General features: G+C 64.7%; 21 protein-coding genes. 13 read left to right on the top strand and 8 right to left on the bottom strand.

All coding sequences use genetic code 11. The features are described 5' to 3' along the window. Positions 1-123 precede the first annotated feature (123 nt). From A5658_RS24660 to A5658_RS24645, 4 genes are read left to right on the top strand one after another with little or no spacing between them, the layout of a single operon-like run. On the top strand, positions 124-954 hold the full coding sequence (locus A5658_RS24660; protein ID WP_067341594.1) for an IclR family transcriptional regulator: 831 nt from the start codon (positions 124-126) through the stop codon (positions 952-954). Further along, complete coding sequence (locus tag A5658_RS24655) at positions 951-1874, top strand: alpha/beta hydrolase (protein WP_067341590.1); 924 nt, start codon at positions 951-953, stop codon at positions 1872-1874. Before A5658_RS24660 ends, A5658_RS24655 begins: the two co-directional genes overlap by 4 nt. Next, positions 1867-2214 carry a hypothetical protein gene (locus tag A5658_RS24650; protein WP_067341587.1) on the top strand — a complete coding sequence of 116 codons (348 nt, stop codon included), beginning with the start codon at positions 1867-1869 and terminating at the stop codon, positions 2212-2214. The genes A5658_RS24655 and A5658_RS24650 overlap by 8 nt, the downstream gene beginning before the upstream one ends. Next, the gene (locus tag A5658_RS24645) at positions 2207-2833 is read left to right on the top strand and encodes a Dabb family protein (protein WP_067341583.1); all 627 of its coding nucleotides are present in this window, start codon (positions 2207-2209) and stop codon (positions 2831-2833) included. The genes A5658_RS24650 and A5658_RS24645 overlap by 8 nt, the downstream gene beginning before the upstream one ends. Before the next feature lie 7 nt (positions 2834-2840). Here the strand turns inward: A5658_RS24645 and A5658_RS24640 are convergent, their stop codons facing one another. Continuing rightward, positions 2841-3728, bottom strand: a complete 888-nt coding sequence (locus tag A5658_RS24640; RefSeq protein WP_067341579.1) for an SDR family NAD(P)-dependent oxidoreductase — start codon at positions 3726-3728, stop codon at positions 2841-2843. Then, complete coding sequence (locus A5658_RS24635; protein WP_067341576.1) at positions 3725-5650, bottom strand: NAD(P)/FAD-dependent oxidoreductase; 1926 nt, start codon at positions 5648-5650, stop codon at positions 3725-3727. The genes A5658_RS24640 and A5658_RS24635 overlap by 4 nt, the downstream gene beginning before the upstream one ends. A gap of 134 nt (positions 5651-5784) precedes the next feature. Between A5658_RS24635 and A5658_RS24630 the strand changes: the two genes are divergently transcribed. From A5658_RS24630 to A5658_RS24615, 4 genes are read left to right on the top strand one after another with little or no spacing between them, the layout of a single operon-like run. Continuing rightward, a complete protein-coding gene (locus A5658_RS24630; protein ID WP_067341573.1) occupies positions 5785-6264 on the top strand; it encodes a nuclear transport factor 2 family protein in 480 nt (159 codons plus the stop codon). After that, a complete protein-coding gene (locus tag A5658_RS24625; protein ID WP_067341570.1) occupies positions 6261-7097 on the top strand; it encodes an SDR family NAD(P)-dependent oxidoreductase in 837 nt (278 codons plus the stop codon). The genes A5658_RS24630 and A5658_RS24625 overlap by 4 nt, the downstream gene beginning before the upstream one ends. Beyond that, positions 7094-8074 carry an alpha/beta hydrolase gene (locus A5658_RS24620; RefSeq protein ID WP_067341567.1) on the top strand — a complete coding sequence of 327 codons (981 nt, stop codon included), beginning with the start codon at positions 7094-7096 and terminating at the stop codon, positions 8072-8074. Before A5658_RS24625 ends, A5658_RS24620 begins: the two co-directional genes overlap by 4 nt. Before the next feature lie 49 nt (positions 8075-8123). Next, entirely contained in the window at positions 8124-9200 is a 1077-nt protein-coding gene (locus A5658_RS24615; protein WP_067341564.1) for a hypothetical protein, read from the top strand. A gap of 11 nt (positions 9201-9211) precedes the next feature. On the opposite strand, the gene A5658_RS29010 is transcribed toward A5658_RS24615, so the two are convergent. Further along, positions 9212-9448, bottom strand: a complete 237-nt coding sequence (locus A5658_RS29010; protein WP_067341640.1) for a ferredoxin — start codon at positions 9446-9448, stop codon at positions 9212-9214. A 26-nt stretch (positions 9449-9474) separates the two neighbouring features. Further along, positions 9475-10611, bottom strand: a complete 1137-nt coding sequence (locus A5658_RS24605) for a Rieske 2Fe-2S domain-containing protein (protein ID WP_067341561.1) — start codon at positions 10609-10611, stop codon at positions 9475-9477. Positions 10612-10705: 94 nt separating this feature from the next. Between A5658_RS24605 and A5658_RS24600 the strand changes: the two genes are divergently transcribed. Continuing rightward, positions 10706-12418, top strand: coding sequence for a 3-ketosteroid-delta-1-dehydrogenase (locus A5658_RS24600; RefSeq protein ID WP_197503215.1), 1713 nt, complete (start codon positions 10706-10708; stop codon positions 12416-12418). On the opposite strand, the gene A5658_RS24595 is transcribed toward A5658_RS24600, so the two are convergent. Continuing rightward, positions 12419-13093, bottom strand: a complete 675-nt coding sequence (locus A5658_RS24595) for a PadR family transcriptional regulator (RefSeq protein WP_067341557.1) — start codon at positions 13091-13093, stop codon at positions 12419-12421. A 117-nt stretch (positions 13094-13210) separates the two neighbouring features. Between A5658_RS24595 and A5658_RS24590 the strand changes: the two genes are divergently transcribed. After that, entirely contained in the window at positions 13211-13765 is a 555-nt protein-coding gene (locus A5658_RS24590; RefSeq protein ID WP_231997436.1) for a PaaI family thioesterase, read from the top strand. On the opposite strand, the gene A5658_RS24585 is transcribed toward A5658_RS24590, so the two are convergent. The 3 genes from A5658_RS24585 to A5658_RS24575 all read right to left on the bottom strand — a co-directional run bounded on the left by A5658_RS24585 (position 13762) and on the right by A5658_RS24575 (position 16930). Further along, positions 13762-15033: an amidohydrolase family protein gene (locus A5658_RS24585; RefSeq protein WP_067341550.1), complete on the bottom strand. Its 1272-nt coding sequence runs from the start codon at positions 15031-15033 to the stop codon at positions 13762-13764. The genes A5658_RS24590 and A5658_RS24585 overlap by 4 nt on opposite strands. A gap of 89 nt (positions 15034-15122) precedes the next feature. Further along, positions 15123-15956 (bottom strand): SDR family oxidoreductase, encoded by an 834-nt coding sequence (locus A5658_RS24580; protein WP_067341547.1) that lies wholly within the window; start codon positions 15954-15956, stop codon positions 15123-15125. A 74-nt stretch (positions 15957-16030) separates the two neighbouring features. Beyond that, positions 16031-16930 (bottom strand): enoyl-CoA hydratase, encoded by a 900-nt coding sequence (locus A5658_RS24575; RefSeq protein ID WP_197503214.1) that lies wholly within the window; start codon positions 16928-16930, stop codon positions 16031-16033. A gap of 118 nt (positions 16931-17048) precedes the next feature. Here A5658_RS24575 and A5658_RS24570 point away from each other — a divergent pair, with 118 nt between their 5' ends. The 3 genes from A5658_RS24570 to A5658_RS24560 are packed head-to-tail and all read left to right on the top strand — an operon-like array spanning position 17049 to position 19303. After that, complete coding sequence (locus A5658_RS24570) at positions 17049-17213, top strand: hypothetical protein (protein ID WP_156751637.1); 165 nt, start codon at positions 17049-17051, stop codon at positions 17211-17213. Further along, positions 17214-18692 carry a trehalose-6-phosphate synthase gene (locus tag A5658_RS24565; RefSeq protein ID WP_067341537.1) on the top strand — a complete coding sequence of 493 codons (1479 nt, stop codon included), beginning with the start codon at positions 17214-17216 and terminating at the stop codon, positions 18690-18692. It abuts the gene before it with no gap. A 41-nt stretch (positions 18693-18733) separates the two neighbouring features. After that, positions 18734-19303: a hypothetical protein gene (locus A5658_RS24560; RefSeq protein WP_067341534.1), complete on the top strand. Its 570-nt coding sequence runs from the start codon at positions 18734-18736 to the stop codon at positions 19301-19303. Positions 19304-19309: the final 6 nt, after the last annotated feature.

The raw sequence follows: 19309 nt of genomic DNA, 5'->3' as shown, positions 1-19309 counted from the left end.
TCTCGCCGTCGAACACCGATTGTGTCCGAGGGCAAATGTGCGCGCCTAGTGACAACGACCACATTCCCGGTGTATTACTAATAGTCATATACCACTCAGGAATAGAGCAGTCGGGAGAACGCGATGTCCGGGACCGTAGAAGCCGTCTCTGTCGAACCAGCCACCCCCACCGCCGTCATCGACCGAATCTCACTGGTTCTCGATGCATTCGAAGGACCGGGACGGCTGACGCTCGCGCAGATCGTGCGTCGCACCGGTCTGCCCCGCTCGTCGGCGCACCGGATGCTCGAGCGCCTGGTGCAGCTGCGGTGGCTGCGCCGCAGCGGTCGCGATTACGAGCTCGGGATGCGGCTGGTGGAGTTGGGCTCGCTGGCGGTGCATCAGGATCGTCTGGTGCGAGCCGCCGGCCCGCTGTTGTCCGAATTGCACCGTGCCACAGGCCTGGTCGTGCACCTCGCAGTCCTCGACGGACCCGACGTCGTCTACCTCGACAAGGTGGGCGACCGGATGGTCGGCGCACTGCCGACCCGCGTCGGCGCCCGCCAGCCCGCCCACTGTACGGCCGTGGGCAAAGCGATCCTCGCCTACCGCAACGAGGAGGCGGCCGTGGATCTGCAGGCGCGGAACACCAAGTACTCGATTGCGAGCAGCTCGCAACTGGCCGCCGAGTTGGCCAAGGTGCGGGCGCACGGCATCGCGTTCGAGCGCGAGGAGTCGCTACTCGGATTCGGTTGCGTCGCAGCGCCTATCGGAAGTCCGGGTGAGGCCGTCGCCGCCGTCTCGGTGTGCGGCCCGATGAACCGGATGGTGTTCGACCAGCGTTTGGCGGCCCCGGTGCGCGTGACGGCGATGGGCGTCTGGCGCAACGTCGAAGACGGCCCGCAACGGGTGGCACCGACCCTGCAGCCGCTGCGGCCTCTGCGTCCTGCGCGGCCCGCAGTGCAATACGCGTGAGGCTCGATCCACAAATCGCCCCGCTGATCGAGGCGCTGGACGCGGGTTTCCCGCCGGTCCACACCATGACCGGGGCGCAGGCAAGGGCGACCATCCGCTCCCGCTTCGTGCCACCGCCCGAGCCGGAACCGGTGGCACAGATCGTCGACGACACCGTCCCCGGGCCCGATGGCAATATCCCGGTACGGATGTATCGGCCGGTCGGCGAGGAGCTGCCGATCGCGGTCTATGCCCACGGCGGCGGTTTCGTATTTTGCGACCTCGATAGCCACGACGGCCTGTGCCGCAATATCGCCAATCGTATTCCCGCCATTGTTATTTCGGTCGACTACCGGCGGGCGCCCGAGAATCGGTGGCCGGACGCGGCCGAGGACGTCTACGCGGTCACCCAATGGGCGGCGCAAAACGCGCACGCCATCGGCGGCGACGCACGGCGAGTCGTGGTGGGTGGGGACAGCGCAGGAGGCAACCTCGCCGCCGTCACTGCGGTGATGGCGCGCGACCGCGGCGGACCTTCGATCGCGGCGCAGCTGCTGATCTACCCGGTGATCGCCGCCGACTTCGACAACGAGTCATATCGGTTGTTCGGCACAGGTTTCTACAATCCGAAGCCGGCGCTGCAGTGGTATTGGGATCAGTATGTCCCGGCGCATGCCGATCGGGAACATCCGTATGCCTCGCCGCTTCACGCCAACCTGGCCGGACTGCCGCCCGCAGTCATCGTCACCGCCGGACACGATCCCCTTCGCGACGAGGGCCACGCCTACGCCGACGCCCTCGAGGCCGCGGGTGTGGTTACGGTGCGCTGCCCGTTCCAGGGTGGCATCCACGGATTTATGACGATGCCCATGCTCGACATCGCACACGAAGCCCGTCGCCAGGCGTGTTCGGGACTGTCCCGAGTGCTGACCCATGGCTGAGGGCCGGGTGTTCGTGATCGACCGGGTGGTGACCAAGCCCGGCTCCGCGAAAACATTCGTCGACACCTACCTTGCCGAGTATGGACCCGGTGCCCGCTCCCGCGGCATGACATTGTGCAACGTCCTCGTCAGTCCGCCGATCTGGTCCGATGATCTCGCCAACGTCGTCACCATCACCTGGACGCTGCCCAACGTCCACGCATGGTGGGAGATGACATGGAAGGGTCGCTCGGATTCGGCGCTGAGCGAATGGTGGTCGCAGATCAGCGAACTGGTCACGGAGCGGTCCCGGTCTTTCGCCGCCGCCGCCGATGACGTCGAAGGCCTCTGCGATGTATAGCGTCACCAGGCTCATCGACGTGGCCGAGGAAGATCGCGGCCCCGTACTGGCGGGCCTATGTTTAGCGGCCGAAGCCAGCGGTGCGCACCACCATCTCGTCGAGCCAACATTGCCGGGCTCACGCAACGGCGGTGACATCCTGGTCCACTTGAGTTTCGAGTCCCGATCCCAATGGCTGTCGGCGGCAGATGATTTCGCTGCTGCGCTTGGGGACCTCGGAATCACCAGAGTTAACGGCGCCACTTACCCAGGTACTCCGACGCGCAACGACGACGAGCCGGGCAGCGTCTATCGTGCCTTGTTGTTGCGGGTATCGCCGGCGACCGACGCAGCCACGCTCGCACGTTTTGAAGCCGAGCTGTCCTCGATGCCCCACTACATACCGGCCATCAGAGCGTGGCAACTGAGCCGGGTCGACGATGCGATAGGAACATCGCCGTGGACGCACGTATTCGAGCAGGAGTTCATCGATCTCGACGGGCTGATGGGCCCGTACCTGATGCATCCCATCCACTGGGCCGTAGTGGACCGGTGGTTCGATCCGGAATGTCCTGAGGTAATCGTGCGGGATCGCGTGTGCCACAGCTTCTGTCGATGCGACGCAGTCTCGCGCAAGTAGCTGCGGGCTATCGCCCGGCGGCGAGGACATTGGGGTTGGCGGACGCCGGCGGTTCCAGTGGCGGCAGCTCGGACTTCCCGTCGAGGCTATGCACCGGTAGTTGTTGCGACCACGGGTAGTGCAGGCTGAAGGCCACCAGGCCGGTGCGGTCCGCGGCGGGCAGATGACACATCGCGAGCACGGTCTCGGCCAGATACTCCACCGGTTCGGTGAAGAATTTCTCCGGAATCAACTGTGCTGCACCAGGTGTGCGAATGGCTGTCGACGGACCGACACAGTTGACGGCGATGTTGGCGTCCAGCAACTCGGCGGCCACACCCTGGGTGAAGCGGTGCAGAGCGGCTTTACACGACGCGTAGACGACGTCGCCGGAGGCCTTGTTGTACTCCCGGTATGGCCGCACCGGGGCCACACCGGTGATCGAGCCGATGTTGACGATCCAACCGCCGCACTGTTGGCGCATGTGCGGCACAACGGCTTTGGTCAATACAAACGGCGTCCGTAGATAGTGCTCGACGGTGCGGTCGAAGGTCTCCAGCGACATGTCCTCGACCAACGAGTAGTCGGCGAAACCGGCGTTGTTGACCAGGATGTCTATCCGGCCGGTGCGGTCGAGCACCGCGTCGATCAGCCCGTCGCGCGCGGTGCTGTTCTCGAGGTCGGCGGTCAGCCCGAATGCAGATCCGCCGCCATCCTGGATCAGGGCAACGGTTTCGTCGATGGTTCCCGGTATCGCCGACGTGATCCCACCCCGGGTTGACTGGGACGGTTGGTAGGCGCGCGCCGTAACCGCGACGGTGGCACCCTCCGAGGCAAGCCGCTGGGCGATCGCGCGTCCAATCCCTCGGCTGCTGCCGGTGACCAAAGCCGTTTTACCGGAGAGTAATTGGCTCATCGCAACGTGAAATCCTCTTCGATCGGCGCGCGATGCTGATGCCAGATGTCGACCAGTCGATACGGGTTCGCCACCACCACGCGGCCGGAGCCCGAGCGGTAGTAGGTATGCGCATTCGGGGTGTGGCACCATACGGTGCCGCTCATCGTCTCGTCGATCGCCTCGACGTAGTCCTCGTAGGCCCGCTGCGTGACCTCCATCGTGCTGGCGCCGCGCAGCGCCATCAACTGCAGGCATTCGATGATGTAGTGTGCGAGCACCTCCATCGAGAAATTCGCGCCTGCACCGTGACCGGGACTGTAGTTCGGCGCCGACATGGTGAACAGGTTGGGGAAGCCGGGCACAGTGCCGCCGCGGTAAGCGCGCGGGCTGTCGCCCCATTCGTCGGTAAGCTTCATGCCGTCGCGCCCGCGGATGTCGATTGTGGACAGGAAGTCCAGGTGGTAGCCGGTGGCATAGATGATCACATCGAGATCGATCTGCCGACCGTCCTGTGTGACAATGCCTTTCGCGTTAATCTCGGCGGGTTCGCTGGCCTCGACGTCGACATGATCGCGCGTCAACGCCGCGTAATACCCGCCCGGATCGCGGATGATCCGCTTGCCGTACGGCGCGAAATCCGGCGTGACCTTCTTGGCCAGCTCGGTGTCATTGCCGAAAGTCTGCTCTATGTACTCCAGACACATCTGCAGCAGCACATCGTTGGCCGCCGATATCGACAGGTGATCCTTGGCCCACTCAGGATCCTGCAGAATCACCGGATAGTTGTTATCCGCGGTGCCCCAATACGATTTCAGCCGATTCCAATTCGCGTAATACGGCAGGTAGCGGCCAAGGTACCGTCGATGCGCCGGAACTTCGTCGGTGGGACGTCTACGGGGTGCCACCCAGTGCGGCTGGCGCTGGAACACCGTCAAGTGGTCCACCTGGTCCACACAAGCGTCGACGATCTGCACCGCTGTGCAACCCGCCCCGATGATCGCCACTTTCTTGTCCGTGAGATCCAGCGACGAATCCCATCGCGCCGAGTGAATACTGATGCCCGCGAACGTGTCCCGGCCCTTAACCTCTGGCCAGCGCGGGCGGTTGAGGTAACCGGCCGCGGTGACCACGACGCTGGCGTAGCTCACGTCGCGACGGCCATCAGCATCCACGGAATGGATCTGCCACTGGTTGCGATCGGAGTCCCACCGCAACGCATCGACCTCGGTGCGGAACCGGGTCCGCTCGCGCAGCTTGTACTTGTCGGCCAGCGCCACCAGATAGCGTTGATACTCCGCGCCTTGCGGATAGTAGTTGCTCCAGTCGGGGTTGACTTCACACGACAGCGAGTAGTACGCGGACGGTGTGTCGACGCCGATGCCCGGATACGTTGTGGTCAGCCACGTTCCGCCGACTTCGTCGTTGCGGTCGAAGACCTCATAAGACACGCCCTCGGCTGCGGCCGCCAGCGCGACGCTCATCCCCGCGATGCCCGCGCCGACAATCGCGATGCTGACGGTATCCGGGATCGGTACCGTGCGCGGCAATGTCGGCTGTGAACGGTGAAAGCCGCCCTGCTCGAGCAGCAGGTCCACCTGTTCGTCGTCGACGGGCGAACCCAATGCCATCGGAAGCAGTCGGGCGAACATGTCCCGATCGGTGGCTTGCACCTCCTTAGCATGAGGCTGCTCCAGCGCGTCGACGACAGCGTTCACCAGCGCCTCGGCGGTATCGGGATCGGTGACGCCGGCCCGTTCGGGCGGGTCGGGAACGTGTGAGATTTTGGGCGCGTACGTATCGATCACCGATGCGTCGCCGCTGAGCTGAGCCAGCACCGCCACCAGCACACCCGGATCAGCCTGACGCAGGTTGTCCCGCAACTCGACAGGGTCGGGACGGGCGGGGCCAGTGGGCGACATCGATTCCGTGGCGGCCGTCATGCCGTCGAGTATCGAGGCGAACTGCCGCGTCGGGCAGCCGGCTGTCTACTCAGCGGGAGGCAGACGCCACATGATGTTCCACTGACCGGGCATTCGCGGTGTTATCGGGGCCTGGCCAGGGTTGACTCGGCGACATGAGCTACGACGTCACGGTGCCGGAACTGCAGGAGTTCATCGGCACCTTCTGGTACCACTACGACGAAGCGCACTACGACGAGCTCGCGGCGAGCTACGCCGACGACATCCACTACATCACCCGCAGCGATTCGGGTGCCAGCCCCTTCGAAGACCTGATGTCACCCGAACTGCACGGACGCGATGCGGTGATGGAATGGTTGGCCGACCATCGCAAGCAGAGCCCATACCCGTTGCGCCACCACGCGACCAACGTGCACCGCACTGGAACCGACGGTGACGTCACCCGCGCGCGCTTCTATATCCTCGTCAACCAAATCGCCAACTTCGTACCGTTCGCGGTGTCCAGTGGAGTGGTCAACGTCGTTGTCCGGCGCGCGGCGAGCGGACTGGTGTTCAGCGAAATGGAAGTTGTTCTGGACACGCAGAACTCCGTCCTGCTGTCGGAGCTGGCCGCCAACGGCGCCACTGGTTCGTGAGCGCGCACGAGACATTCTCTGGCGGCGTCGCCGTCATCACCGGCGCCGGTGCCGGGATCGGTGCCGGACTGGCCAGGCACGCAACCCAATTGGGCATGACCGTGGTCCTGGCCGACATCGACGCTGGTGCCGTCGCCGCGTTGCGCGCCGAACTCAGCGCAGCGGGCGGCACGGCGATCGACATCCAGTGCGACGTCACCGACCCGGACGCCGTGCAGGAACTCGCCGACCGCGTCTACCGTGACGTCGGTCCGGTGCGGCTGTTGGTGAACAACGCCGGCATCGAACAGTTCGGCTACCTCTGGGACACACCGCTGCCGAACTGGCGGCGCATCGTCGACATCAACATCAGCGGAGTCTTTTTCGGCGTCCGGGCGTTTCTGCCGAAGATCATGGCCACCGCCGAGCAGGCCTGGGTGTGGAACCTGTCATCGGTCGGCGGTGTGGTGGCAATTCCGTTGCAGGCGCCCTACATCATGAGCAAGCACGCCGTGCTCGCATTGACCGAATGTCTGCGTCTGGATGTTCAATCGGCTGGGCACGACGACCACATCCACATCCAGGCCGTGTTGCCTGGCGCGGTGGTATCCAACATCTTTGAGGCTGCGGGCGGAGTCGACCCTGACGCCGGCGATATCGCTGCCGCCGAGGCACAGCGCTCCGCGATGCTCGACATCAAAGCGGCGGCGATGGATCCGCTGGCTGCCGCCGAGAAGGTGTTCGAGCAGGCCGCGGAGGGCCGCTTCTACTTGCTCACCCAGCAATCCGTCGCATCAGCCATGACAGAGCGCGCCAACGTACTTGCCGCGCAACGACCGCCGGCACTGAGATGACACCGGCACTTGATCCCGACGCCGCTGCGCGGGTCGCGGCGTTCGGGCCGATTCCGCCGATGCGCCAACGTGGCCTGGCCGCGGTGCGCGCCGAGATCGAAGCCGCGCCGATGCCCGACAAGATGCCCGTGATGGCGGACATCGCCGATGCGGCCATTCCCGGACCCGATGGATCGATCCCCGTCCGGATCTACCGTCCCACAAACGATTCCGTTCAACCAGTGCTGGTCTACTTTCATGGCGGCGGCCTCGTCATGGGCTCCAACCACTCGTTCGAACCGCTGGCCCGCCAGCTCGCGTCGGCGTCGGGCGCCGCCGTCGTCGCCGTCGACTATCGATTGGCTCCGGAATCGCCGCCGCCGGCGCAATTCGACGACGCCTACACCGCGACCGAGTGGGTATCCCGGAACGCCGGCGACCTCGATGTCGACCCCGGCCGCGTTGCGGTAGTCGGCGACAGCGCGGGCGGATCGCTGGCGGCCGCAGTCGCGTTGGCCGCACGCGACCGCGGCGGGCTCGCGATCTGTGCGCAGGTGCTGCTGTATCCGGGCCTGGACCGCGACATGGCGGCTCCGTCAATCACCGCACTTTCCGATGCTCCGATGCTCACCCGCGACGACATCGACTACATGCACGCCCTTGTCGACGGGACCGCGGGCGCGCCTCGCGACCCGTACCTGGTTCCTGCCTACGCGTCAGACCTGTCGGACCTGCCGCCGGCGATCGTGGTGACCGCGGGCTGCGATCCGATCCACGACTGGGGGGAGCGGTATGCGGCCCGGCTCCAGGAAGCCGGCGTGCAGACCACCAGCACCCGTTATCCCGGTATGTACCACGGTTTTCTCATGCGCGCAGACGCTACCGCCCGCGGACGATTGGCCATCGCCGAGATCGGCGCACTGCTGCGGGCGAAATTCGCGCACCCGGTCCGTTTCGGCCTCCCGATCACCGGACATGACACCGCCGCAGCGCAATAACGCGGCGCAGAATCGCACCAATCGCAGACCTGCCTGAAGGAGACAGCTGATGCTCACCGACGAGCGACGGATGGAGCTTTCCGACGTGCTGCGGCCGGCGGCACCGCCGCACGAGATCGACAACGTCTACACCGACGACCAACGCGAGCGCCTGCTCGACGTCGTCCGTACCGAGGGCCCGTGGAAGTTGATCATCGCGCAACACTTCGCGTCGCCGGAAGAACTGATCGCGACCATGAGCGGTGTCTTCCCTGAGGGTTTTCAACCGTCGTTGGATCTGTTCTTGACCCCGACCTTCCGTGGCTACCTGGCGAACTACGGCGCCGTCTTGTACCCGGAACTGCACGACTGCTTCTATAACGCTCACTTCCTGGAGATGGCCAAGGCGTACTGGAAGGCGGAATACGCCAAGCCGCAGCTGATGCTGTTCAACATCAACGGCCCATGTGCCAATCGTGATCCGGGGCACCTGGATTCGCCGAGCTTCCGCGGCGTGCGATACGAGAACGCGCCGACCTGGCTCACCAGCGTGATGGGTAAGTCGGGCCTGTTCCAGGACTACCTGATCAAGATGGCGCAGGTGATCACCTGGTTCTCGCTGGACGGCGGCAGCGGATTCACCTACTGGCCCAACGGACCGCTACAAGCGCCTGAGCGAGTCCTGCCGCCCATCAACAACCGCGGCGTGGTGGTGCAGAACGAGATGATGGTGCACCGCGGCGAGGCGAACGGCCCACTCGAGCAACAGATTCCGGCTGGCCTGGCGTTCGACACCGTGTTCACTGGCGACCCCGATGACCGCGACCACTGGTTACTGAAGAACGGTGACGAGCCGATCGCGCGGCACCACACCGACGAGTTGCGATTCCTAGTGCATTGGTCGGCGGAGGTGTTCTCCGACTTCGACGAGCTGAAGAAGAACATGGAAGGATCCCACGACCTGACCATCGAGCAAGCGATCGGCACCATGGTCAAGGACGTCAACGCGCAGGGCATAAAACTCGCCATGCCGGACGATCCGCTGCACGACCCGGAGTTCATCCGCACCCTCAATGCGGCCTACGACCTCGGTGGCCCGTCGGTTTATCCGCCAGAGGCGCCGATCAGCGCCTTCCAGCTGGCGTGATGCCGCTCAGATCAGACTGCTGCACTTGCCGTCTCGTCGACGATCGGCAAGTCGCCATGTCGGACTGCGGCGACGATCGAATCATTGAGCGCCGTGCACGCGAGGAATAGCTCTCGGCCGTACAGGCTGCGCTCAGCACATCGCGACGATGCGTCGGCATTCCACTGCACGCTGGTCTGATTCCAACTGCTCTTGCGTACCAGTACCCGCGCGCCGCAGTTTCGACACGTCACTGGCGCCATCGGCATCGTGGCGAGCCTGTTATCGAGCACCACTACCGTGAACTTGCTGTCTTGGCAACCATATTCGACTCGACCTCGGCCATCCACGCCTCGTAGGGACGTGTGGTGTCCAGCTCGAACTCGAACCGGTCGACCATGTCGGGTTGCACGTCGGCGATGTCGACGTAGAACTGCTGATACCAACGACGCAGCTGGTAGACCGGCCCGTCTTCCTCGACCAGCAGTGGATTGTCGATGCGGGCCTTGCTTTTCCAGATCGCGACATCCTGCTCGAAGCCCAGCTTGACGAAATCGCCGAGACTGATCGCAGTCTGCATCGCGAGGTCGCTGGGCACCGAGTGCGATTTTTTCACGATGATCCCATATTGCAGCACAAAGGAATTCGCGTCGATCGGATAGTGACAATTGATCAGTACCGTCTGGTGGTCGGCATCCTGATAGTGATACGTCAGATCGTCGATCATGAAGGACGGGCCGTAGTAAGACGCGACCGATGTCGTGCCGAGCATCCGTGCACCCTCGGTGTCGCCGAGGTCGGGACGCCCCGCGCTGTTCATGTACTGCGTCGCGATGTGACCCTCGAAGATGTTCTTGAATTGTGTCGGCAACGAGCCGTGGATGTAGAAGAAGTGCGCCATGTCGACGACATTGTCGATGATCTCACGACAGTTGGTGTTGACAATTGTTGTATACCAATGCCATTCGGTCCACTCGTCGCTCAGGGCGCCTTCGATACGCGGGACCGTCACCTCTGGTGGCGGCGGATTACCTTCGGGATCGTTCCACACGAACAACATTCCGTCTTGCTCGAGCGTCGTCCACTTCGTGGTGCGGGCCAACTTCGGTACCCGCTTGCTGTAGGGCACACGCTTGCAACGGCCGTCTCCGCCCCAGCGCCAGTCGTGGAAGGGGCATGCGATCTCGTTCCCTTTGACCTGGCCCTCGGTGAGGTCACCGCCCATATGACGGCAGTACCCGTCCAGGGCATTGATTTTGCCGTCGCCGCTTTGGAACACCACCAGTTTCTGCCCGAACGCGTGGACGGCGTGCGGCTCGCCGTCGCCGAAGTCTTTGAGCAGGCCCAAGCAATGCCAGCCGCGCGCGAATCGGGACGGGGTGGCCGCGGCTTCGATCTGCCGAACCTCCTCGGTATTGTGCTGCAACGTCATGTCGGTGTTGTACAACCGTTCGCCGACGCGTGACACCGACCGTCCCGCTGGCAGGGAGAAAGCGGTCACGGCGGCGATTCCGCGGCTTAATGTCATGTCCGTGACGACAGCTCCATCAGCCACGATCCCCGCCGGTCTGCCGGTGCGCGACAGCGTGGTCGACCTCCTCGTGGTGGGGACGGGCACAGGTATGGCGGCAGCATTGGCGGCCCACGAACGCGGAATGAGCGTGTTGATCGTGGAGAAGTCGTCGTACGTCGGCGGCTCGACGGCGCGCTCCGGTGGTGCGCTGTGGCTGCCGGCGAGCCCGATCCTCGCGGATAGGGGCGGCGCCGAAGACACCATGCAGCGTGCCGAAAACTACCTGCATTCGGTGGTGGCCGGAACGGCGCCGGCCGAACGATCCGCCGGCTACCTGCGGAACGTGACGCCGACGGTCAACTTGCTGTTGCGCACCACCCCGATTCGGCTGAGTTGGGCCAAGGACTATTCCGACTACCACCCGGAGGAGCCGGGTGGAACCGCCGCCGGCCGCACATGTGAGTGCCGGCCGTTGAACTCCGCAATACTCGGGGAGTACCGAACCCGACTGCGACCCGGTGTCATGGAAGCCAACGTCCCGATGCCGACCACCACCGCCGACTATCGCTGGATGAACCTGGTGGCCCGCGTGCCGCGCAAGGGCATACCGACCATCGCCAAGCGGCTGATCCAAGGACTGAGTGGACTGCTGATCGGGCGCCGCTATGTCGCGGGCGGTCAGGCCCTGTCCGCAGGACTGTTCGCCGGTGTTGTGCGCGCGGGGATTCCGATCTGGACCAGCACCGAGCTGCACCGGCTGACGACAGATGACGGACGGGTCACCGGCGCAGTCTTAGCCCACGACGGGCACGAAGTTGCCGTCACCGCTCGGCGCGGTGTGGTGTTGGCCGCCGGCGGGTTCGACCACAGCATGGCGATGCGGTGGAAGTTCCAGTCCGAGTCGCTTGGCGAACACCTCAGCCTGGGCGCCGAGACCAACACCGGTGACGCGATCCACGCCGCTCAAGACGTCGGTGCCGCAACCGATCTGATGGACCAAGCGTGGTGGTTTCCGGCAGTGTCGCCGCTGCCGGGAGGTGCCCCGTCGGTGATGTTGGCCGAGCGCTCATTACCAGGTTCGCTGATCGTCGACCAGAACGGCAACCGATTTATCAACGAAGCAACCGATTACATGTCGTTCGGTCAGTGCCTGCTAGAGCGGGAACGCTCGGGCCACCCGGTGGAATCGATGTGGATCGTCTTCGACCAGAAGTACCGCAACAGCTACGTTTTCGGTGGTGCGCTGTTTCCGCGTATGCCGATTCCATCATCGTGGTACGACGCGGGGATCGCGCATCGATCGAACGACCTAAACGATCTTGCCGAGATGATCGGTGTTCCCCGAACGCATTTCAGCGCGACCATGACGCGATTCAACGACATGTCGCGGGCCGGACACGATGCCGACTTCCACCGCGGCGACAGTGCCTACGACCGCTACTACGGCGACCCCACCATCGCCCCCAATCCCAACCTCCGCGCACTCGACCACGGGCCGTTTTACGCCGTGAAGATGGCGTTGAGCGATCTGGGCACGTGCGGCGGTCTTCGGGCCGATGAGCGGGCGCGAGTGCTGCGCGAAAACGGCACCGTCATCAGCGGTCTGTACGCGATCGGGAATACCGCCGCCAACGCGTTCGGGACCACTTATCCAGGCGCGGGTGCGACGATCGCCCAGGGACTGGTGTACGGCTACATTGCCGCGCACGACGCCGCGGGCGACTGATCAATCGGGTTCTTCGGCGTCGGCCTTCTTCTCGATTTCGTACCAGAATTCCGGTGGGGGCCAAGGAATCCTCCTCGGTCCGCCGTCTCGGGCCTGCGGGAAGGTAGCCTCCGCCTCGTCGAGTTCTTTGATCATCGTCAGGGCAAGTTCCCGCTCGTTGGCGTAATACCGCTCGGCCCAGTGCAACGCCACGCGGGCGTATGCCCAGGACGGGTCCGCGCCGGCCCACCGGGCGTCCTTGGCGGCCCTGCGATGCATCTCGTCGGCGAAAGCGACGTGTTCCTGCAGCACCTCCTTCAGCCTTTCCGGGCTGGTGAGATGTCCCAACGTCACTCGCAATAACGGGCCGTGCTTGAGCGTCGGCGGATCGACCGGCGCCTCGTTCGCCCACTGAATCGCCGCGTCGAGGCCGGCTTCGGTGATCTTGTACAGCCTGCGATTACGTGTGGCGCCGGTGTTCTCCACGCGCGATGTCACCAAGCCGAGTCGCTCGAGCTTCTTGAGCTCGGAGTAGATCTGGCTGTAGGCCGGGCTGCCGAAGTAAAAGCGCATGCTCCAGTTGATCCACTTGCGGATGTCATAGCCGGAGAGCTCGTGTTCGTAGGACAGCATGCCGAGCAGCGCCCAGCTGGTCGCCGCAAGGTTCGACTTGCCGGGCGGATCGCTGCCTTCCATTTGCCCAGGCTAACAACCTGGGCGCGGGGACTTTCGAAAACTGACCACTGGCCGGGAGACTGCGGCCGCGGGCGACGTGCGGTGACGCACGCTTTGGCGGTGGTATCAGACGGCGAGTTGGCCGATTCGGTGCGGCGCCTCATCGATGCCACCATCAGAACGCAAGCCGATGCAGCGACGCTTGCCGCCGTCAAGCAGAAGATCGATTCCGCGACGGCTGAGTTGAGCGCTGCATTAATGCCCGGCTCTTTTGGTGTTCGACAGTCAGATGACGGTCAGCCGATGGCATGGGGCAACGTGATGATCGGTCTCCGCAATCCGGTAGCTCCCCCGCTGGTGATCGAATGCGGTGCCGACGGGCTTGCCTCGGCCGACTTCACGCTCGGCGCTGCCTACGAAGGCCCCCCTGGCCACGTGCATGGGGGCGTGTGCGCGATGGTCCTCGATCATGTCCTGGGTGCAACGGCACACAAGCCGGGAAGGCCCGCGTATACCGGCACTCTCAGCATCCGCTACCTACGCGGGACACCGCTCGGCCCGCTGCACGCAGAGGCCCGCGTCGACCGGGTGGACGGCGCCAAAACTTTTGCCGTCGGCCATCTTTCCGATGCACAGGGCATCACTGTGCGGGCTGAAGGCGTGTTCTTCCACCGACAGGAGGTCCCGGGCTAGCTGCGTGCCGGAGCCAGCCGCTTGAGCGCCAGCCCCCCTTCGAAAGGCCGGTAGCCGAAGGCCGCCGGCGCTCGATAGCCGGTGTCCTCCAGCGGTGTGTGCACCTCGTCGACGGTGGGCCCGATCTTGGCGGCAATCGGCGCGAGTGCTTCAAGGTCGAACCGGTACAGTCGGCCGGCGTTGCCGCCCAAGATCTTTCGGCAGTCGTCCTGTGATCGGTTGTGAAGGGCCCAGCGGATGGCCAGCTTGGAGTGCGGTGTGAAGCCCTCTTCGTGCGGATAGTCGCTGCCCCACATGATGTGCTCGGGGCCCATGAAATCGATCATGCCCGCGTCGAACGGCGCGAGTTCGCTTGCCAGATAACAGTTGCGCTGCGCGTATTCGCTCGGCGTGAGCGTCAGAGCGTCGACCGACGACCCGCCGAACATCCCGTAGGTACGGTTGCCGGCCTCGGATTTCATGGTGGGCACCATCGCGTCGAGCATGCCGAGTTGAGCCGGCACCCACAGCGTGCCTTGCTCTGTCGGCGCGAAACGCAGCGTCGGGTGCCGCTCGAATACCCCGGCCAGGATCAGATGCCCGAGTGTGCGGTTGGCCCACATCGCCATCTCGGTGATCAGCACCGCGTTGGACGCCGGCTGGTCCATCGGCATCTCGGGGCTGCCGGCGCCCGCGTGCTGCACCACGGTCAGGTCCAGCTCCTCGCACAGCGCCCAAAGCGGTTCGTAGCGGGTGTGGAAGAGAGGCGCGACGTTGGGGTCACCGGGCGAGACCGGCGGGACGAGCACGCCGCCGAAGCAGTCTCGCTCTGCGCCCCAACGGATCTCGTTCAACGCCAGATCGATGTCGTTGGGGAAGATCTGGATCAACCCGCGGCGACGGGTCGGTGCCAGCGAACAGAAGTCGATCTGCCAGCGGTTGTGCGCCTGCACGCCCGCCCAGCGCTGCTCGAACTCGTCGCGGGTGCGCGGCAGGCTGATGGTGATGTTCGGGGTGGTCGGAAAGAACGGCGGAACGGTGTTGGGCAGCAGCACTTCCGCGGCCACCCCGTCGGCGTCCATGTCGGCGATCCGAAGCTCGCTGTCCCAGTTTCGCGCCGCGGTGGCGATGATCAGGTCGTCGAATGGGCTGACGTAGGTCTTGGCCCACGCGTCGAACTCGTCGTGCAGGGTTGCGGGCAGATACGGCTTGTAGTCACCGATATCGGCTCCGGCATGGGTGTCCGTCGAGATGACGACGTATCGATCGATCGTGTCCCAGGTAGCCATCGTGTCCTCCGACGTCGTTGGGTTTTCAGGCTAGCGTTCCGGACGGTTCGGTGACCGCGAGATCACCATCTCATTGAGCGGACCGTCAATCAGACGACTCCGCGCAGGCCGTCGGCACCGAAGACCGGTTCGAGCATCGCACTGAAGTCCGGGCCGCGTCGCAACATGAGTCCACCGTCGACGTTGATAACCTGCCCCGTCACGTAACTGGCCGCATCGCTGAGCAAAAACATGGCGAGGTTGGCGACATCGTCGACCTCGCCGGGCCTCGGCAGTGGGGTGCAGAGCCGGTAATCGTCGCTCAATTCCGGCGATTCCAGGACAGGCGCGACCAGTTCCGTGCGGATGAGGCCCGGGCGGACACTGTTCACCCGGACCCACGACGCTCCGAGTTCGTCGGCGGCCAACTGCATCAAGTGGTCGAGCGCCGACTTGCTCACGCCATAAGCGCCGAACCAGCGATGGGTGTTGCTGGCCGCGATCGAGGAGATGCCGACGAACGATCCGCCTCCACCACGCACCATCTCGCGCGCGGAATGCTTGAGCACGTACATGGTGCCGTTGACGTTGAGGTCGACGGCACGACGCCACAGCTGCGAGTCGATCTGAGTGATCGGCCCGATGGTCTCCGATCCGCCCGCGCAGTGCACCACGCCGTCCAACCGGCCGTGCCACGCCGTCACGGCCTCGACGGCGCGGGTTACCTCGTCCTCGTTGGTGACGTCGGCGGGCTCGTAGCGGATCCCGCCACCGTTGGGTTTGACCGCACCGATTTCCTCGACGGCCGTGGCGAGTCGGTCGGCGTTGCGGCCGACGATCATGACCGAGGCCCCGGCGGCGACCAAGCCGGCGGCAACTCCCTTGCCGATCCCGCTGCCACCACCGGTGACCAGGTACGTCCGGTCTTCGAACGAAAGCTGCATACCGACCCCTTCGCCCCGAAACTGAAACAGGTTCTAGCTATCGAACCATGCGCGCATCGGCGGGTCGGCTGCGGCTAGGGAGTGTCCTTGCGGGCGATCTTGGTCGGCTTCGCGTCGCGCCAATCCTCGACGTCGGGCGGTAGGCCGACCGGGTAGCGGTTCTCGTTGTGCGCCGCCCAGTGCGCGTGGCCCAGCTCGTGGATGTGGAACGCGTGCCGCAACGCCTCGGTGAAGCCCATGGCATCGGATGCGGCGTTCACCGAGTCCTTGATCAAAAGAGCCGCCATCGTTGGCCGTTCGGCGATCCGGCGAGCGAACTCCAGCGTCTTGTCGGCCAATTCGTCGGCCGCAAAGACCTTGGACACCATGCCGAGCCGGTAGGCTTCGTCGGCGTCCAGCGAATCACCGGTCAGCAGAAGCTCTTTGGCCTTACGCGGGCCGAATTCCCAAGGATGCGCGTAGTATTCGACGCCGGGCATGCCCATCCGGACGGCCACCACGTCGCTGAATTTCGCGTTGTCGGCCGCGACGATCAGGTCACACGCCCAGATCAGCATCAGGCCGGCCGAAATCGCGTTGCCCTGCACCTGGGCGATCGTGATCTTGCGTAGATCGCGCCAGCGGCAGGTGTTCTGGAAGAAGTAGTGCCACTCCTGCAGGTAGGTCTTCTCCGCGACCGCGTCGCGGGTGGCGCCGTTGATCCGGAAGCTCGGCAGCTGTTTGTCTCCGGGCGCGCGTTCGGCGAGTGCCAGCTCCGAGCCGAGGTCGTGGCCGGCGGAGAAGTTCTTCCCGCGTGCGGCCAGTATCACCACCCGCACGGCGTCGTCAGCCTCGGCACGCAGGAACGCCTCGTCGAGCTGGACCAGCAAACCGCGGCTCTGCGCATTGTGCGCCTCGGGTCGGTTCAACCAGATCCGCGCGATGCGGCCCTCGTCGAGCGTTTCGTACGCCACCAACTCGCTGGAGTCTGACATCGGCCACCTCATTCGGACACTGTCGGGAAGTTACACATTACGGCCAGGCCGTAACGCTCTAACCAGGGGGTTGCGCCACGCTATGCGCCTGATTACGCACTTCGCCTACAGTTATGTCATGCCCGCCAAATCTGACACCCATGAAATCGACGACGTGGAACCCTTGGCCGACGACACCGCCAGCCAGGCCCGGCGCGTGGTAGCGGCCTACGCGACCGACGCCGAGGAGTGCCGCACGTTCCTGTCGATGCTTGGTATTGGGCCCGCGAAGATCGAGGTGTAAGTGCCCCCCGCAGGAGACAAGGCTACGAAGAGCCCTGTTTCCGGCGCGTCCGACTTCGTCGTGGTCGCCAACCGGCTACCGATCGACATGGAACGGCTGCCCGACGGCACCACGAGCTGGAAACGCAGTCCGGGCGGTTTGGTCACCGCGTTGGAGCCATTGCTACGACGACGTCGCGGCGCCTGGATCGGCTGGCCGGGAGTGGTCGACGACGACGTGGACGTCATCGACGATCCGATCGTCGAGGAAGACCTCCAACTGCACCCGGTGCGACTGTCGGCCGAGGATGTCGAGGAGTACTACGAAGGCTTCTCCAACGCGTCGCTGTGGCCGCTGTACCACGACGTCATCGTCAAGCCGATTTACCACCGGGAATGGTGGGACCGCTACGTCGACGTCAATCGCCGATTCGCCGAGGCGACGGCGCGCGCGGCCGCCACGGGCGCGATCGTGTGGGTGCAGGACTACCAGCTGCAGCTGGTACCCAAGATGCTGCGCGAATTGCGACCCGATCTGACGATCGGGTTCTTCCTGCACATTCCCTTCCCGCCGGTCGAGCTGTTCATGCAGATGCCCTGGCGGACCGAGATCGTCGAAGGTCTGCTTGGCGCCGACCTGGTGGGTTTCCATCTCGCGGGCGGCGCGCAGAATTTCCTTTTCCTGGCCCGACGATTGCTTGGCGCGAGCACCTCGCGAGGTTCGGTCGGCGTGCGCTCACGATTCGGTGAGGTGCAGCTGGAGGACCGCATCGTTCGGGTGGGCGCATTCCCGATCTCGATCGACTCCGCCGAACTCGACCGCAAAGGCCGCGACCGCAATATCCGCCGGCGCGCCAAGGAGATCCGTGCCGAGATCGGTAACCCTCGCAAGATCCTGCTCGGCGTCGACCGCCTGGACTACACCAAGGGCATCGACGTACGGCTCAAGGCCCTTGGCGAACTGCTCGCCGAGGGACGCGTCAAAGGTGACGACACCGTGCTGATTCAGCTCGCCACGCCCAGCCGCGAACGGGTCGAGAGCTACCAGAAGCTGCGTGAGGACATCGAGCGCCAGGTCGGCCACATCAACGGTGAATACGGCGAGGTCGGCAGCGCGGTGGTGCACTACATCCATCGCCCGGTCCCCCGTGACGAGCTCATCGCGTTCTTTGTCGCCAGCGACGTCATGCTGGTCACCCCGTTGCGGGATGGGATGAACCTGGTGGCCAAGGAGTACGTGGCGTGCCGCAGCGACCTCGGCGGTGCGCTAGTACTCAGCGAATTCACCGGCGCCGCAGCCGAACTCACGCAGGCCTACCTGGTCAATCCGCACGACCTCGAGGGTGTCAAGGACGCGATCGAGGCGGCGATCAACCAGCCCGCCGAGGACGGACGGCGTCGGATGCGGGCGTTGCGTCGGCAGGTGCTGGCCCACGACGTCGACCGGTGGGCGCGGGCATTTCTCGACGTTCTGGCCGCTGGTCATCCGTCAAACGCCTGATTCCGTGATGCAGCCAGTTGGCGTGCTGCGATACTCGACCAATGGCGATCATCTCCCGCGGCCTGACCGCCGCCGCAGCCATGGCGCTCATCGCGGTGGGAACATCGGTTCCCGCACAAGCCCTCGGCCCGCCGCCGGACGGCATCTACACCTTTACCGAAGATGGTGTGCCTCCGACCACGTGGAAGATTGTCGCGCTGTGCGATGCACCGTCGAGGCAGCGGGCGATCCCCGATTTCACCGACCCCGTCATCGCCGCCGACCTCTGCGCACTGAACGTAGCCAGCGCGACACCGCGAGCAGCGGTTAGCCGAGCCGAAAAGATGGCGAATTACGTTGGCCGGGCGCGTTTGACCAGCGATCGGTGGACCTTCGAGGTGGGCAAGCCGAATGGCGTCACGTGCCCGGACGGCAGCACCGCGGCGACGTCGGACACCTACGCCTTCGACGATGTGTCCCTCACCGGCACACACACCAGCATTCACAGCGACGTCTGCGGCCTTCAGCCCGGGATGACGAAGACCCCGTTCAGGTTGGCGTTCCAGGGGCCGCTGCCCAACCCGGTCGAGCGCTACCCGTTGGACTGCAACGAGATCGGTCAGTGCCGCTGAGCGACG

It is taken from the genome of Mycobacterium sp. 1245111.1 (assembly GCF_001673405.1).
GTDB lineage: Bacteria > Actinomycetota > Actinomycetes > Mycobacteriales > Mycobacteriaceae > Mycobacterium.
Note: the sequence above shows the minus strand (reverse complement) of the source record. Positions and strands in the feature narration are given on the sequence as shown.

Excerpts from the sequence above, each read along its gene's own strand:
- A5658_RS24580 (WP_067341547.1), bottom strand. The coding sequence starts at position 15,956 with ATGCAGCTTTCGTTCGAAGACCGGACGTACCTGGTCACCGGTGGTGGC.
- A5658_RS24630 (WP_067341573.1), top strand. The coding sequence starts at position 5,785 with ATGAGCTACGACGTCACGGTGCCGGAACTGCAGGAGTTCATCGGCACC.
- A5658_RS24595 (WP_067341557.1), bottom strand. The coding sequence starts at position 13,093 with ATGGAAGGCAGCGATCCGCCCGGCAAGTCGAACCTTGCGGCGACCAGC.
- A5658_RS24570 (WP_156751637.1), top strand. The coding sequence starts at position 17,049 with ATGCCCGCCAAATCTGACACCCATGAAATCGACGACGTGGAACCCTTG.
- A5658_RS24575 (WP_197503214.1), bottom strand. The coding sequence starts at position 16,930 with ATGTCAGACTCCAGCGAGTTGGTGGCGTACGAAACGCTCGACGAGGGC.
- A5658_RS24650 (WP_067341587.1), top strand. The coding sequence starts at position 1,867 with ATGGCTGAGGGCCGGGTGTTCGTGATCGACCGGGTGGTGACCAAGCCC.
- A5658_RS24620 (WP_067341567.1), top strand. The coding sequence starts at position 7,094 with ATGACACCGGCACTTGATCCCGACGCCGCTGCGCGGGTCGCGGCGTTC.
- A5658_RS24560 (WP_067341534.1), top strand. The coding sequence starts at position 18,734 with ATGGCGATCATCTCCCGCGGCCTGACCGCCGCCGCAGCCATGGCGCTC.
- A5658_RS24645 (WP_067341583.1), top strand. The coding sequence starts at position 2,207 with ATGTATAGCGTCACCAGGCTCATCGACGTGGCCGAGGAAGATCGCGGC.
- A5658_RS24615 (WP_067341564.1), top strand. The coding sequence starts at position 8,124 with ATGCTCACCGACGAGCGACGGATGGAGCTTTCCGACGTGCTGCGGCCG.
- A5658_RS24585 (WP_067341550.1), bottom strand. The coding sequence starts at position 15,033 with ATGGCTACCTGGGACACGATCGATCGATACGTCGTCATCTCGACGGAC.
- A5658_RS24660 (WP_067341594.1), top strand. The coding sequence starts at position 124 with ATGTCCGGGACCGTAGAAGCCGTCTCTGTCGAACCAGCCACCCCCACC.
- A5658_RS24640 (WP_067341579.1), bottom strand. The coding sequence starts at position 3,728 with ATGAGCCAATTACTCTCCGGTAAAACGGCTTTGGTCACCGGCAGCAGC.
- A5658_RS24605 (WP_067341561.1), bottom strand. The coding sequence starts at position 10,611 with ATGACGTTGCAGCACAATACCGAGGAGGTTCGGCAGATCGAAGCCGCG.
- A5658_RS24635 (WP_067341576.1), bottom strand. The coding sequence starts at position 5,650 with ATGACGGCCGCCACGGAATCGATGTCGCCCACTGGCCCCGCCCGTCCC.
- A5658_RS29010 (WP_067341640.1), bottom strand. The coding sequence starts at position 9,448 with ATGCCGATGGCGCCAGTGACGTGTCGAAACTGCGGCGCGCGGGTACTG.
- A5658_RS24600 (WP_197503215.1), top strand. The coding sequence starts at position 10,706 with ATGTCCGTGACGACAGCTCCATCAGCCACGATCCCCGCCGGTCTGCCG.